The sequence below is a fragment of the Cytobacillus sp. Bac17 genome (genome assembly GCF_024519925.1).
Taxonomy (GTDB): Bacteria; Bacillota; Bacilli; order Bacillales; family Cytobacillaceae; genus Cytobacillus; species Cytobacillus pseudoceanisediminis.
On the sequence record NZ_JALJRC010000022.1, the window covers coordinates 1 to 13523 of the forward strand.

17 protein-coding genes and 2 tRNA genes are annotated in these 13523 nt (G+C 42.6%); 2 read left to right on the forward strand and 17 right to left on the reverse strand.

What is annotated here, in order from left to right; all coding sequences use genetic code 11:
• Positions 1-69 precede the first annotated feature (69 nt).
• The 3 genes from NR125_RS20905 to NR125_RS20915 all read right to left on the reverse strand — a co-directional run bounded on the left by NR125_RS20905 (position 70) and on the right by NR125_RS20915 (position 866).
• Positions 70-160 (reverse strand) — tRNA-Ser (locus tag NR125_RS20905).
• 5 nt (positions 161-165) lie between these two features.
• Positions 166-240 (reverse strand) — tRNA-Asn (locus NR125_RS20910).
• Positions 241-404: 164 nt separating this feature from the next.
• The gene (locus tag NR125_RS20915; RefSeq protein WP_192908033.1) at positions 405-866 is read right to left on the reverse strand and encodes a SprT family protein; all 462 of its coding nucleotides are present in this window, start codon (positions 864-866) and stop codon (positions 405-407) included.
• A gap of 136 nt (positions 867-1002) precedes the next feature.
• Here NR125_RS20915 and cmpA point away from each other — a divergent pair, with 136 nt between their 5' ends.
• Complete coding sequence (gene cmpA, locus NR125_RS20920; RefSeq protein ID WP_009336300.1) at positions 1003-1116, forward strand: cortex morphogenetic protein CmpA; 114 nt, start codon at positions 1003-1005, stop codon at positions 1114-1116.
• 156 nt (positions 1117-1272) lie between these two features.
• On the opposite strand, the gene NR125_RS20925 is transcribed toward cmpA, so the two are convergent.
• The 14 genes from NR125_RS20925 to acpS form a co-directional block, all read right to left on the reverse strand.
• A complete protein-coding gene (locus tag NR125_RS20925; RefSeq protein ID WP_251157263.1) occupies positions 1273-3456 on the reverse strand; it encodes a Tex family protein in 2184 nt (727 codons plus the stop codon).
• Between the two features lie 63 nt (positions 3457-3519).
• The gene (locus tag NR125_RS20930; RefSeq protein WP_009336302.1) at positions 3520-4116 is read right to left on the reverse strand and encodes a PP2C family serine/threonine-protein phosphatase; all 597 of its coding nucleotides are present in this window, start codon (positions 4114-4116) and stop codon (positions 3520-3522) included.
• Positions 4113-4907, reverse strand: coding sequence for an RNA polymerase sigma factor SigB (sigB, locus tag NR125_RS20935; RefSeq protein ID WP_009336303.1), 795 nt, complete (start codon positions 4905-4907; stop codon positions 4113-4115). Before sigB ends, NR125_RS20930 begins: the two co-directional genes overlap by 4 nt.
• Positions 4885-5358 carry an anti-sigma B factor RsbW gene (rsbW, locus tag NR125_RS20940; protein ID WP_009336304.1) on the reverse strand — a complete coding sequence of 158 codons (474 nt, stop codon included), beginning with the start codon at positions 5356-5358 and terminating at the stop codon, positions 4885-4887. The genes sigB and rsbW overlap by 23 nt, the downstream gene beginning before the upstream one ends.
• The gene (locus tag NR125_RS20945) at positions 5355-5687 is read right to left on the reverse strand and encodes an anti-sigma factor antagonist (RefSeq protein ID WP_009336305.1); all 333 of its coding nucleotides are present in this window, start codon (positions 5685-5687) and stop codon (positions 5355-5357) included. The genes rsbW and NR125_RS20945 overlap by 4 nt, the downstream gene beginning before the upstream one ends.
• 60 nt (positions 5688-5747) lie before the next feature.
• A complete protein-coding gene (locus tag NR125_RS20950; RefSeq protein ID WP_019381250.1) occupies positions 5748-6758 on the reverse strand; it encodes a PP2C family protein-serine/threonine phosphatase in 1011 nt (336 codons plus the stop codon).
• An 11-nt stretch (positions 6759-6769) separates the two neighbouring features.
• Positions 6770-7171 carry an anti-sigma regulatory factor gene (locus tag NR125_RS20955; RefSeq protein WP_009336308.1) on the reverse strand — a complete coding sequence of 134 codons (402 nt, stop codon included), beginning with the start codon at positions 7169-7171 and terminating at the stop codon, positions 6770-6772.
• A 4-nt stretch (positions 7172-7175) separates the two neighbouring features.
• A complete protein-coding gene (locus NR125_RS20960; RefSeq protein ID WP_009336309.1) occupies positions 7176-7538 on the reverse strand; it encodes an STAS domain-containing protein in 363 nt (120 codons plus the stop codon).
• The gene (locus NR125_RS20965) at positions 7535-8368 is read right to left on the reverse strand and encodes an RsbT co-antagonist protein RsbRA (protein ID WP_009336310.1); all 834 of its coding nucleotides are present in this window, start codon (positions 8366-8368) and stop codon (positions 7535-7537) included. Before NR125_RS20965 ends, NR125_RS20960 begins: the two co-directional genes overlap by 4 nt.
• A gap of 381 nt (positions 8369-8749) precedes the next feature.
• The gene (ndoA, locus tag NR125_RS20970) at positions 8750-9100 is read right to left on the reverse strand and encodes a type II toxin-antitoxin system endoribonuclease NdoA (RefSeq protein ID WP_009336311.1); all 351 of its coding nucleotides are present in this window, start codon (positions 9098-9100) and stop codon (positions 8750-8752) included.
• A gap of 4 nt (positions 9101-9104) precedes the next feature.
• Positions 9105-9386, reverse strand: coding sequence for a CopG family ribbon-helix-helix protein (locus NR125_RS20975; RefSeq protein WP_026041666.1), 282 nt, complete (start codon positions 9384-9386; stop codon positions 9105-9107).
• A 376-nt stretch (positions 9387-9762) separates the two neighbouring features.
• Positions 9763-11034 carry an alanine racemase gene (alr, locus tag NR125_RS20980; protein ID WP_009336313.1) on the reverse strand — a complete coding sequence of 424 codons (1272 nt, stop codon included), beginning with the start codon at positions 11032-11034 and terminating at the stop codon, positions 9763-9765.
• A 54-nt stretch (positions 11035-11088) separates the two neighbouring features.
• Positions 11089-12102 carry a LolA family protein gene (locus tag NR125_RS20985; protein ID WP_019381248.1) on the reverse strand — a complete coding sequence of 338 codons (1014 nt, stop codon included), beginning with the start codon at positions 12100-12102 and terminating at the stop codon, positions 11089-11091.
• A gap of 144 nt (positions 12103-12246) precedes the next feature.
• The gene (gene acpS, locus NR125_RS20990) at positions 12247-12600 is read right to left on the reverse strand and encodes a holo-ACP synthase (protein ID WP_009336315.1); all 354 of its coding nucleotides are present in this window, start codon (positions 12598-12600) and stop codon (positions 12247-12249) included.
• Between the two features lie 164 nt (positions 12601-12764).
• On the opposite strand from acpS, the gene NR125_RS20995 reads away from it, so the two are divergent.
• Complete coding sequence (locus NR125_RS20995) at positions 12765-13490, forward strand: rhomboid family intramembrane serine protease (RefSeq protein ID WP_256816089.1); 726 nt, start codon at positions 12765-12767, stop codon at positions 13488-13490.
• Positions 13491-13523 lie beyond the last annotated feature (33 nt).

Sequence of the window (13523 nt, forward strand, 5' to 3'; positions counted from 1 at the left end):
AACCCGTGTTACCGCCGTGAAAGGGCGGTGTCTTAACCGCTTGACCAACGGGCCATTGTGAGAATTTTCTGGCGGAGAAGGAGGGATTTGAACCCTCGCGCCGCTTACGCGACCTACACCCTTAGCAGGGGCGCCTCTTCAGCCACTTGAGTACTTCCCCAAATATGGCTCCGCAGGCAGGATTCGAACCTGCGACCGTCCGGTTAACAGCCGAATGCTCTACCACTGAGCTACTGCGGAATAATAATGAACTTTATCGATAAAACAGTTAACATCTTATCGACTCTTCATATTATAAGGACGGAGGCTATAAAAGTCAAGCTTGTTTTTAGAAGAATTTATTAGCCGTTTATCCTATTTTGTCCTGCGACAATTATTAAATATAAAGTGTACTTAATCTAATGTCAATTCTTTTTTAAAACTAATTTCCCCTTGCATTTACCGCAAACATATTTCCTCGTATCAACCATTCTTTTTCTTTGATAAGTTTGACCGCATTCCTTACACATATAAACAAGAATCTTAGCAGATCTATTTGTTTTTGGATGATCAGGCAAGGCCGAACAAAATCGAGGTGCTCCCACTTTTTTCATTAGCATTCTGAAATCCTGATCACGATGTTTATATCCTTTTCCTTCTAAATGCAAATGATAATGACAAAGCTCGTGCTTAATAATTCCTTCTAATTCTCCGACCCCAAGCTGCTCATAATACTTTTTGTTTATTTCAACATGATGTGAACTCAGCATATATCTTCCGCCAGTCGACCTGAGGCGTGAATTAAAATAAGCCTGATGGCGAAAGGGCTTGCCGAAACTTTCTAAGGATATCTTTTCAACAAGTGTCTGAAGCTCCTGGTCATTCATAACAATGTTTTTCCTCTCTTATCGTAAACATGACAACCTATTATAGCATACATTATATATACCTATTATAGCTCTGAACTCGCTTTGCTGCCCTAGGGAGCGATTATCAGATTCCAATACACGGGAGGTAAATCAGATGCCTGTATGGTTTCAAAACCAAATCCAGCGTGCTTTTTATGAAAAGGACCGGTATCAGATCAAGCTGCTGAATCAGTGCTGGTTTTTCTATAGAAAGAAACACTGCTCATAAAATATGGCGAGCCTGAGATATACCAGCTAAAAGCAGCTACAGCCCTTTGAAAACCTCACAAGCATAGGCCAAATCACGCTAGAAATATTGATTTCCGGCGTGATTTGGCTTATGTCTCGAAGAACAAGCCATTTAAGCCAGCAAAACAAAGGAATGTTAATTAGTTTGGTCAAGCATAGTTAAGGCGACTCTTCCCTTGTGCTTATCAACAGAGTCAACCCAGACTGTTACTACATCCCCAACGGACACGACATCCAGCGGATGTTTGACAAATTGGCGGCTAAGTTTGGATATATGAACAAGGCCATCCTGTTTGACTCCGATATCAACGAATGCACCAAAGTCGACAACATTTCTCACTGTCCCTTGAAGCTCCATCCCTTCCTGCAGATCCTCAAGTTTCAGGACTTCTTTCTTTAGGAGTGGCTTTGGCAGCTCATCACGCGGATCCCTTTCAGGTCTCATTAAGGCATCAATAATATCTCTCAGTGTAAGTTCACCAATTTCAAGCTCCCGGGCTGTCTGGCTGATATTTATGCCTTTTAGTGCTTCCCTTAATGATTGTGTTCCAAGGTCACTGGATTTAAAGCCGAGATTAGCAAGCAATTTATTTACTACTGCATACGTTTCAGGGTGTATACCAGTCCGGTCCAGAGGTTCTTTCCCATCGATAATCCGCAGGAAGCCTATTGCCTGTTCATAGGTTTTGGCGCCAAGGCGCGGAATCTTTTTCAACTGCTTGCGGTCTGTAAATTTCCCTTCTTCTTCTCGTTTCTTGATTATATTCACAGCAACTGTTTTTGAAAGGCCAGCTACATGCTGCAGCAGCGAAGATGAAGCTGTATTTACATTGACACCCACTTGGTTTACCGCTGTCTCTACAACAAAAGAGAGTGATTCTGACAGCTTTTTCTGAGATACGTCATGCTGATATTGGCCAACCCCCACGGACTTGGGATCAATCTTAACCAATTCTGCAAGAGGATCCTGGAGGCGGCGGGCGATGGATACAGCACTCCTTTCTTCCACCTGAAAATCAGGAAACTCTTCTCTGGCAAGGTCTGAGGCAGAATATACGCTCGCCCCTGCTTCATTGACAATTAGGTAGAATATCTCCTCTTTCATGTCCTTTAAAATGTCAGCGATGAACTGCTCGGTTTCCCTTGAGGCGGTTCCATTGCCGATGGCAACCATTTCTACTTTGTAGGTGTTTAGAATATGAACTACTTTCTGTCGTGCTTGTTTCGTTTTGGAAACAGGAGGATGCGGATATATGACACCGATATCAAGTACTTTTCCAGTTTCATCTACAACTGCAAGCTTGCAGCCAGTTCTGTAGGCAGGGTCTACACCAAGTACTATCTTGCCTTTTAATGGGGGCTGAAGCAGCAGTTTTCTGAGATTTTCAGAAAAAATCATGATCGCCTGTTCTTCTGCTTTTTCAGTTAGTTCATTGCGGATTTCACGTTCAATCGAAGGCATAATCAGACGCTTGTATCCATCCTCAATAGCTTCCTTTACAATTGCCCCTGCAGGGGAGCGTTCATCCTTCACCCACTTTTTATACAAGTACTTTAAGATAAATTCGGTATTTGGCTTAATGTTAATCCTTAAAACTTCTTCTTTTTCACCCCGGTTTAATGCAAGTGTGCGGTGTGGAACAATCTTGCTCACTGGTTCCTCATACTCGTAGTACATTTCATAAACGCCTTTTTCGTCAATCTCTTTATTCTTCACAGAAGACTCAATTGTTCCCTTTTTGGCTGTTTCCATACGGATCCATTTTCTGCTTTCTGCTTCATCTGATACCCATTCTGCGATAATATCTTTCGCTCCGGCAATTGCCTCTTCCGTTGTGGTTACTTCCTTTTCATCTGATAAGAATTCTTTTGCCTTTGCAGCAGGGGGTTCATTAAGGGGAAAGGTGAGAAGCCATTCAGCAAACGGTTCAAGCCCTTTTTCCTTTGCCGCAGTTGCTTTTGTGCGGCGCTTTTGCTTATATGGCCGGTATAAGTCTTCTACCTCCTGCAGCTTCACCGCTTTTTCAATGTTGGATTTTAACTCTTCTGTCAGCTTGCCCTGCTCTTCAATTAAGCGGACTACCTCTTCTTTACGCTGATTGAGATTTTGTATGTATTGCCAGCGCTCCATGATATCCCGAATTTGAACTTCATCCAGTGCACCTGTCTGTTCCTTTCTGTAACGGGCAATGAACGGGACTGTGTTCCCTTCTTCCAATAAGCTGATTGTGTTTTTTACTTGTTTAATGGCTATTGATAATTCTCCAGCGATTAGGTTTAGTACTTGATTTTGTCTATCCAAAGTTTTTTCCAAGATCATTCCTCCATCATAGAGTCTCACTTTTCATTTTATCAAAAAGAAAAACAAAAAGCTTACCCTGTTCTAGAGTAAGCTTCCAAGTATGAAAGTAGCATCATCTGAGGTAGATGGATACTGCTTTTTTATATCTTCCGAGATAAGATCAATAGGGAGAAATGCTTTCAGCAAAGTTTTAACCCCTTGAATATTCAAGCCATCTGAGTATATCAAAAACTTAGATTCCGCTTCATACGTAAACCGCTGGGTATGAAACACCTGCGGCCTTCCTGACAGATATCCAGTTACTGGCAGAGGATATGTGAGTTTCCCAGTAGACGAATAAAGGAAAAACCGAATATTCCCTACACAGCTGTATACAAATTCCCTGGAGGCAAAATGGACTTTAAACAGTGCTACTGCTGCTCCTCTTTTCTGTAAAAGAACATCGTTGCAAAGCTTCATGAGCGTATCTACATCTTTCTCATGATGCTGCTCTACGACAGAAACAACAGCAGAAGAAGCTTCATACGCGAATTCCCCGCTTCCAAGGCCATCTGCCAGCACACATACAAAGTATTCATCAGTTGCGGTGAAGTAATATCCATCACCGCAAAAAGCTTTGCCATCTTTAGCTGTCTGGTGAGCAATCACTTCGATGTTATCTCCAACCAATTTGGTCATGAAAGGCACTCCGAGTTATTTGTTTCAGAGTGGATCGCTTCCTGAAGCTTTTTGATTGCACGGCGCTGAAGTCTCGAGACATGCATCTGGGAAATCCCCAGTTTATCTCCAGCTTCTTTTTGGCTCATATTCTCAAGATATGTGTATTGTATAATTAATTTCTCTCTCTCAGACAGGACATGCAGGACTTTATCAAGAACTAGCATTTGATTTACTTTTTCATAGCCCTCGTCTTCATTTCCGACGATATCCAGCAATGTAACTGTTCCGCCATCAGAATCAGCCTCGATTGAATGGTCAACAGAAAGCGCCTGATAGCTTTTTCCCATTTCCATTGCCTCGAGCACTTCTTCTTCTGATACACCCAGCACATCGGCTATTTCGTCCACTCTTGGAGACCTATGAAGTTCTGTTGTGAGCTCTTCAACGGTCGCTTTAATTTTTGGTCCCAATTCCTTTATGCGGCGCGGAACATGAACACTCCATGTTTTATCCCTTAAGAAGCGCTTAATTTCGCCGATAATCGTAGGAACTGCAAAGGCCTCAAACGTTTTGCCAAAAGACTCATCATAGCGGCGGATAGCCCCTAATAAGCCGATAATGCCCACCTGGACAATATCCTCATGATAAGATCTTCCCTTTGAGTACTTGCGGGCAATGGCTTCAACTAAATTCTGATATTGGAGTACCAGGGTGTTTTGAGCATCTTCATCCTGGTGAAGCTGGTAGGCTTTGATTAAAGCATTTGTTTCTTCTTTGGATTTTTGGTTAGGTTGAGATTGTTTTTGCATCCCTCTCCACCTGCTCTCCCTCTAGGTATTTGGTCATAAAGACCGTAACACCCTCTTTGTGATGAATTCTTACTTCATCCATCAATGTTTCAATCAGGTATAGACCCAAGCCTCCTTCACGCAGGAATTCCACAGAATCAGTCTGGTCGTATGGTCCAATGCCTTGTCTTGCAGATTGGAAGTCAAAACTTTTTCCGCTGTCTGCGACCATTACCTCAAGACGGTCAGTGTATAAACCGAACCCGATGACTACTTCTCCTTGCTCATTCTGCTTGTATGCGTGTTGGACTGCATTGGTGCAAGCTTCACTTGTAGCGATTTTAAGATCTTCAATTTCTTCATATGCAAATCCCATTCTGCTGGCAATCCCCGATAGCGTCAGGCGGATTACCCCAACAAATTCCGGCTTGGCCGGAATTTTCACCTCAATATAATCAAATGGCTCGTTCATTGTACTCCACCTTCAATCCCGCTGTTAATATCGATAATATCGGCTAGGCCTGTAATTTCGAAAAGTCTCTTTAAACGGTCTGATAAGCCAACAATCTGGAATTTGCCGTTATTGGCTCGGACATTTTTAAATACACCAACAAATACACCTAAGCCGGTACTATCCATATAAGAGACTTCAGATAGGTTGACCACCATTTCCACGCCTTCTTTTTCTGTTAAAGGAAAAAGCTCTTCGCGGAGTTTAGGTGCTGTATACGCATCAATTTCTCCGCTTACCATTGCTTCAATCAGCATATCATTTTCTTTTACATCTATTGTAATATTCATAACTGACCCACCTCTTTACATGTCAACTGCTTTTTACTAGTTACCCGTTTTTAAAACCCGTTAAACATTTCTTTTTAAAATAATTAAGGTAAAATCGTCCCGCAATTGAAAATGCTGAAGTTTTTCAAGTTCTTTATATACGCTATTAACAATTTCCTGTGCACTTAAATGAATGTATTTCTTGATTAATTCCAGCAATGATTCCTTTTCTATAAACCCTTCTTCTGTACGGCATTCAGTAACCCCATCTGACATTAATATAATCATATCTCCTGGATTTACTCCTTTTTCGTACTGGCGGTATTTAGTTTTTTTATCAATGCCGAGAAGCAGGCCTTTCGCTGTCAGTTCGGTAAATTCACCTGTCTCAGCCACAAAGAAAAGTCCTGGTTCATGTCCGGCAGAACCATAAGAGAACATATGGCTGTTCGTATCATATATTCCATAAAACATAGTAATGAACATTGTTAAATCTACGTTCTGTTCTACGACCCGGTTTAGATTTTCCAGGACCGTTTTAGGGTCATTGCGGTTTTCAGGCAAACTGTCCATGGCATATTTAATCATGGACATACACAAGGCTGCCGGAAGACCTTTACCAATGACATCAGCTATTGCAATGCTGATTGTGCTGTTTTCATCCTGAACAAAGTGGAAATAATCACCGTTCATATGTTTAGCAGGAACACTTATGGCACCGATATCTAAACCTTCAACAGAAGGTACCTGCGTCCCCAGCAGGGTTTGCTGGACGTTCGCAGCTATTTCCATTTCTGTCCTGAGTTCCTGCTGAATATGCTTTAAGTTCTGATGCTCCCGATAAGCAAAACCATAGCCTATCATGACTTCCAGAAGGATATCAAAAGAATGGTGAACATACTCAGGCAAGTCCGGATAAAGTTCACCCATCAGACTTTTATGAACGCTGATAATCTCTTCAGGAGAGATTTTGTGCTCGATCGACTTCCTGCTGAACTTCTGGCCTTGATACAAAGCCTGTTCAGATTGTTCTTTAATATAATTCTCAAGAATATCCCGATACTTTGATTCCATCATTTCTCGGAAATCCATACCGCTTCCCCCTAACGAAGCCACTTAGTTGCTCTTATATCTGTTCCGGTTCCAGGATTGGAGTCAATTAAGAACTCATCCATTAACCGCTTCACACCCGGCAGGCCGGCTCCTAATCCCCCTGATGTCGAGAATCCGTCTTCCATTACTTGGCGTAAATCATTGATTCCAGGGCCGCTGTCTACAGCAACTATACGCAATCCCGCTTTTCCGCCGTCGTATATTTTTTCAATACAGACTTGCCCCTGTCCGGCGTATAAATATATATTCCGGGCAAGTTCACTAATGGCTGTGGTGATTCTAGCCTGGTCAACTGTACCAAAACCAAGCTCTTTAGCAACATTCCGCCCAAGCTGGCGGGCTGCAACGATGTCCCATTCGTTTATGATTTTAACGCAGGATTGGTTTTCCATACAGTTACTCCCCCAATTCCTGTTGTAATTTCTCCAAACCTTTTTCTAAATCTAATGCAGTAAGGACATCATCTAACCCAATACCTAACTCAATAAGCGTAATTGCTACGGCAGGCTGTATCCCGGTTATGACTACTTTTGCACCCATCAGTTTGGACATATTTATTACGTCGCCGAGAACTTTTGCGATGAATGAATCAATAAAGTCAATGGATGTTAAATCAATCACGACTCCATTTGCGCTGGTCTCATGGATTTTATGGAGCAGATCCTCCTGAAACTGCAAAGCAGTCTGGTCATCCAATTCCCACTGGATGGAGACTAATAGGCAATCGTTCAGTTTTAAAATTGGGATTCTCACTCTCATTCCACTCCCTCCACATTCACAATTTTGCGGCTGGTTAACTCAAGCGCCGCTTCTACACCCTTTTTCAAGGTATTCTTTGTAGTAAACTGATTTAAATCTATTCCCAGATTTACAATGGTCTGGGCAATTTCCGGACGGATGCCTACAAGCATGCATTTCGCTCCGACAAGCCTTACAGCATCAGCAGCCTGTATGATATGATGGGCTACCATCGTATCAACAACCGGCACACCTGTTATATCAATAAGCACCACTTCTGAACGGTGTTTTACTACTCCATTTAAAAGGTTCTCCATAATCTGCTTCGCCCGCTCCGTATCAATTGTACCGACAAGAGGCATGACTGTAATTCCTTCGAATACAGGAATCAGCGGCGCAGATAGTTCCTGAAGCGCAATTTTTTGGAGGGACACAGTTCGTTCCCAAGTGGTTGAATACATATTTACCACTTCATTGACCATGGGAGTCATCCAGCTGTCAAACTCGTAAATGAATTTCATTTGATTTTCCTGGGTGACAATCCCCGTTTCCTGCATGTCCTCAAACACAATCTTTCCGAAGGTTTGGAGACCTTTTGTCACAAAACTGAGCGGCCAGCCCAACCGTACGATTTTCTCTGAGAAATCACTCAATTTTGAAGTGAATTCCTCATTTGAACTTTTTATATTTGAAATAATCAGGTCAATGAATTCCCGGCTTGTCCCGATAAATACCTGATCAGATACAACCTTCGTAACTCTTTCATCCGCATTTTCCTTTGTGGCCTCCAGCCACTCATTGAATATGGAATCTTTGTTGTTTTGTATATAATTCAATATTGTGGAATTCATTTGTTCCTCCCTATTTTAGCATATATCTATTATTAGCCTTCCAATTCCCCTTTATTGTACAGAAGATAAAAAAACCTTCCTGTTCCGTATATATCAATTAAATGATAACAGTGAATGCCAGTCAAATGATACCTATATGATGCCGAATCAATAAACTCCAATCTTTGGTTAATTCGACAATTTATTATTAAATCCCTTTTTTCCCTTCACAACTTGGCAAATTTCCATTGAATATCGAAGTGTATGCTTCATAAGAAACGGGTATATTTACAAAACCAGTCAATTTTATATAATAAACGACTTTCTGTTTTACCCTCTTTATAAGAAACTAAACCTTTTTGCTGTATAAAAAACAAAAAACGCCCTTCAAAAGAGCGTTTGTTAAAATTCGATGAGGCCTAAGCTGATTTGCACGGCTTCATCCACTTTTTCCATCATTTCGTCATCGAGATGGGTTATTTTATCGGTTAAGCGTTGTTTATCAATTGTACGAATCTGTTCTAATAAGATGACCGAATCCCTTTCAAAACCATAACGCTTCGCATCAATTTCAACGTGAGTAGGCAGCTTCGCTTTTTGAATCTGAGCTGTGATTGCTGCAACAATTACTGTGGGACTAAACCGATTCCCGATGTCGTTTTGGATGACAAGCACTGGACGGACGCCGCCTTGTTCTGAACCAACAACTGGGGATAGGTCTGCAAAATAAACGTCACCACGTTTGACAATCAAGGGATTATCCTCCGCTTACTAGACGTTCAACTGTGTGTTCTGCCTCGTATTCCGCTTGAAATGCTTCAGATGCAATCGTCAAATTTATTTTCGCCATCTCCATGTAGCCTCGTCTCATGGACTCGCGAATTTGTCTCTTTTTGCGTTCGCGCAAATACATTTTGGTTGCCTGATAAATGAATTCGCTCCGGTTAACGTTTTCCTGTTTTGCAAATCCGTCTAACTCGGTTAAAAGATGCTGCGGTAACTTTACCATTATCTCTGTTGTTGTGCTGGAATCAGACACAAACATACACCTCCACCATCACTACACACCATTTTTATATCTACCATTTTCAATATTACCATTTATAAAGCCCAATGCAAAGGGGATTCTTTAATTCTTCTGTATTATCGTCCAAAAAAATAGTATTTTATGCATGATTTCAGAAAAGCGGAAGCGCCTTGCTCACCCCCGACAAGTACAAGACGGGCCTCCCGGAAAGGCGTTCTTTGCCTTTTTGGGAGGAATGGCTTGTGACCTCGAGGGGGTAGGCGCTGAAGCTAGACAGTTAACTAACTTCAGAGTTCATCATTCTAATCTTTTCAGAAAGCCGCCGCGCTTATTCCATACCTTTTTCCGGGCGATAGCTTAGCTGGGCAGCAAATAAAGTTTTTTACGATTATAGCAGATAATTAATTCCCCCGATAATTTTACCATCTCTTTTATATATGCGCGGAACCCGGGAAGATACCATGCAGGTTACTTCATAGTTGATGGTTTCAAGTTTTTCGGCGATTTCGTCAACCGGAATCTTTTCTTCCCCCTGCTCGCCGATCAGGGTTACTTTTGTACCGACAGGCATTTCATGCGGAAGCTTAATCATGCATTGATCCATACAAACTCTTCCAACAATTGGAACCCTCAATCCCTCAGCAAGAACCTCCTGCCCCTGAAGTTTTCGTATCCAGCCATCCGCATAGCCGATCGGCAAAGTTGCAATCCATTCATCTTCTTGTGCCTCATAAGTCGCCCCATAGCTGACCTTCTCGCCTTTATGAAGCTTTTTCACATGAACAATAGAGGTATGGAGAGAAAAAGCTTCTTTCAGAGGGAAAGGAAGATCAGACTTAATTTCCATGGAAGGAGCCAGGCCGTACATACTGATCCCCATTCTGACAGCATTGAAGTGGGCTTTGGGAAATCTAAGGCCCGCCGCGCTGTTGCTGGTATGGATATACTTTGGCAAAATCTCCAGCCAGCTGGTCATTTCCTCAAATCTGCTCAGCTGCTTTTCAAAATAAGCATTCTCCAATGAATCCGCTGTGGCAAAATGCGTAAACACCCCTTCAAGCATAAAACGCTTGTCCTTTTTGATAACGCTCTCAATTCCCGCAAGCTCATCACGGCTTCGAATACCCAGGCGCCCCATGCCTGTATCAAACTTTAAATGGATATTCAGGACTTCTCCGTCTTCCACATATTCGTATGCTTGTGATAGCCACTCCTTTTGAAAAACGGTCAGGGCAATATTCTTTGCAGATGCTTCACCTGCATGCTCCGGGCGGCTCGCTCCCATTACTAAGATCGGCGCTGCAATCTTTTTATTTCTCAATGCCATCGCCTCATCCAGGGTGGCAACAGCCAGAGAGGATGCTCCCGCTTCCAGGGCCGCTTCCGCCACAGCTGCATCTCCATGCCCATACCCATTTGCCTTCACAACCGCAATGACGTTTGTCCCTTCTTCTGCATGTTTTTTCATTGACTCTACATTATATGAAATATGATCCAGATTTATCTCTGCCCAAGTGTCCCGGTACATTTTTGTTTGTTCATTCATCGATGTATTCACGTCCTTTAGCCATTGCTTCTCTACATGTCGATTATCAAACTCTGGCAGAGGGTTTGTCAAATGCTTATTTTTATCAAAAGGCTTTGAAAGATGATTTCCCATGCCGGCAGCATAAAAAAAACAGGCCCCATTTGAGACCTGCTTTTTGCCGGTGATTTATTTCACCATTTCCCCCTGTACAGTGCGGGCAATTTCGGACATTTCTTCAGGTGATAAATCATTGGATGCAATCATATAATCCACACCCTGGTAGGTCCAGGAAATGGTGTTGTCAGAAAGTGCACCAATGGTGAAGCCAAGGTCAACAGGCTCGCCCTTCACTGAAGTAACGACGGATGATGTCGGCATGACAGCGGCCTTTTCCTGCACAAGAGTGAAGGATTTTTCTCCATCGTACGTCAATACAACGCGCTTGCCATCTTCTGTTTGAACTTCCTGCTCATCAACCAGCTTTACATCAGCCATATCCATCTGCGGATATTTAACCGCGAATTCCTGATCCTCCACTTCAGCCATCACCGGCACTTCGAGCTGTGCTCCTGTCATGTTCTTCTGCATGTCAAAATCTTTCTTATCGAAGCTGGCATTAAACTTTACATTTGAAAATTCTACTGTTACAAGTGCATTTTTATCAGGATCCATAACCTTCACACTGACTGGGGATAAATCGGACTTCTTGAGCTTGATTTCCTGGACAGGAAGCATCTGATTATTTTGATAGCGTGTTTTTGTTTCAAACACATAATGATCTTTTGTAGCGGAGAACTTAGCTTCTTTATCCTCCATAATGTCCTTGACTAATGATTCATATAAATAAGCCTGGCTGCTGTTCTGCGGCCAATCGCTCTGGAAACGGAAGCTCTTGTTCAGCGCAGGAGTGAGGACAAATACACCGTCATCGTTGCGCAGAATCATTTGGCTTTGTTCCTTTTGGGCGTTTTTCAGGTTTACCCGGTAAAAGTCAGGCTCCTTATGCCATACTTCAATATCGTAGGTTTGCGGGTCAGTCCCCATCTGCAGAGTCATCTTGGCCTCTGCCTTGTATCCTTTAATGTCTTCAAGCTTATTGTTAAGATCCTTTACGACGTCTTCCTGTGATTTAGTTCCACAGGCAGACAATGCAAGAACTACCAAAAGCCCGGCAAGCAGCATGAACCACTTTTTCTTCATTCCTTCAGCCCCTTTGTCTCATTTCAGTGAGATCGGCCCAACTTCCGGCCTGTCTCTCCTATCGCATTATGAATATATGAGACAACCTTAGGGAATATGCTAGGAGGAATGACAAGCTTTTGAAATTCTTCAGCCTGCCAAATATCAAGTTTTTTCTATAACCACCTGAGCCACCGCATATTCTCTGCTATGGGAAATCGACAAGTGTATCCCATCTTTAAATGGCTTCGAAATATATGGCTTTCCCTTTTCATCCTTTTCAATTTCAATATCCTGAAAGGAAAGTTCTTCCCCAATACCAGTGCCCCACGCCTTTGAAAAGGCTTCTTTTGCCGCGAACCTCCCGGCAAGAAATTCAGCCTGTCTCTTTTCCGGCAAGCGGCGATAGCCATCCTGCTCTTTTGGTGTCAAAATCCGTTCAGGAAACCGCTCCTGCCTGGCAATAATTTTTCGTATGCGCTCCAGATCTGCAATATCAATCCCAATACCGGAAATCATCTCTCATCTTCCTTCTATTTATATTATTCGCTGCATAAAGAATACAGTAGAAGCAGTATTATGTACACATTATCCAATGAATAAGTGTTATGGCATGCTGAAAAACTGCTTTTCAGGCTATGATGTAGATACACGGTCCAACAATTCAAGCACGGAGGAGAGCCATGTTTACAAGAACGGAAAGCTTTAAGGAATTTATCCGCTACTACCCTGTTGTTTCTGCTATCATTTGTATCCATATTATCATCTATCTATTAACAGTCGTTCCCCTATTTCCAAATACACTTATTTTCGAAAAGCTTGCAGGTGTCAATTTATATATTGTTCAAGGTGAATACTGGCGGCTGCTGAGCCCAATCATACTGCACAGCGGTTTCCCCCATGTTTTATTCAACAGCTTTTCTCTTGTTCTCTTCGGCCCTGTACTGGAACGAATGCTAGGGAAAACCAGATTCATCCTCCTTTACATCACAGCTGGTGCAGCAGCAAATATTGCAACACTGCTTTTTGAACCTTTGACATATATTCATGTGGGTGCCAGTGGTGCGATCTTTGGCCTGTTCGGATACTTTGCGGCAATCATTGTATTCCGAAAAGAACTTTTATCCAGGGAAAACTCACAAATCATACTGACCATTACGATAATCGGCGTAATCATGACCTTTCTGCAGCCAAACATTAATGTTACAGCCCATTTATTCGGCCTGCTTGCAGGTTTCCTGATTGGTGCGGCATCACTTGCCAAAGGACGTACATCTTCTTCATCCGGCATAATACGGCCCGGAGGTCTTGCCGGCATCAGGCCTTCATTAAAAGGGGTGCCCGCATCAAGGCTTGTTCTCTGGGGAATCATTATCATTTTGGCTGTCCTGGGGTTTTTATCCAGATAATCCCAGCCCAAAAGCGGGAGCGCCTTGATCAGA

Bases quoted from the DNA above. Each gene is read 5' to 3' on its own strand.
- NR125_RS20960 (WP_009336309.1), bottom strand. From the start codon at position 7,538: ATGAGAGTGAGAATCCCAATTTTAAAACTGAACGATTGCCTATTAGTC.
- alr (WP_009336313.1), bottom strand. From the start codon at position 11,034: ATGGGAAATCATCTTTCAAAGCCTTTTGATAAAAATAAGCATTTGACA.
- NR125_RS20915 (WP_192908033.1), bottom strand. From the start codon at position 866: ATGAATGACCAGGAGCTTCAGACACTTGTTGAAAAGATATCCTTAGAA.
- NR125_RS20925 (WP_251157263.1), bottom strand. From the start codon at position 3,456: ATGATCTTGGAAAAAACTTTGGATAGACAAAATCAAGTACTAAACCTA.
- NR125_RS20995 (WP_256816089.1), top strand. From the start codon at position 12,765: ATGTTTACAAGAACGGAAAGCTTTAAGGAATTTATCCGCTACTACCCT.
- NR125_RS20955 (WP_009336308.1), bottom strand. From the start codon at position 7,171: ATGGAAAACCAATCCTGCGTTAAAATCATAAACGAATGGGACATCGTT.
- rsbW (WP_009336304.1), bottom strand. From the start codon at position 5,358: ATGAACGAGCCATTTGATTATATTGAGGTGAAAATTCCGGCCAAGCCG.
- NR125_RS20950 (WP_019381250.1), bottom strand. From the start codon at position 6,758: ATGGATTTCCGAGAAATGATGGAATCAAAGTATCGGGATATTCTTGAG.
- NR125_RS20930 (WP_009336302.1), bottom strand. From the start codon at position 4,116: ATGACCAAATTGGTTGGAGATAACATCGAAGTGATTGCTCACCAGACA.
- cmpA (WP_009336300.1), top strand. From the start codon at position 1,003: ATGCCTGTATGGTTTCAAAACCAAATCCAGCGTGCTTTTTATGAAAAG.
- NR125_RS20985 (WP_019381248.1), bottom strand. From the start codon at position 12,102: ATGAAGAAAAAGTGGTTCATGCTGCTTGCCGGGCTTTTGGTAGTTCTT.
- sigB (WP_009336303.1), bottom strand. From the start codon at position 4,907: ATGCAAAAACAATCTCAACCTAACCAAAAATCCAAAGAAGAAACAAAT.
- acpS (WP_009336315.1), bottom strand. From the start codon at position 12,600: ATGATTTCCGGTATTGGGATTGATATTGCAGATCTGGAGCGCATACGA.
- NR125_RS20965 (WP_009336310.1), bottom strand. From the start codon at position 8,368: ATGAATTCCACAATATTGAATTATATACAAAACAACAAAGATTCCATA.
- NR125_RS20945 (WP_009336305.1), bottom strand. From the start codon at position 5,687: ATGAATATTACAATAGATGTAAAAGAAAATGATATGCTGATTGAAGCA.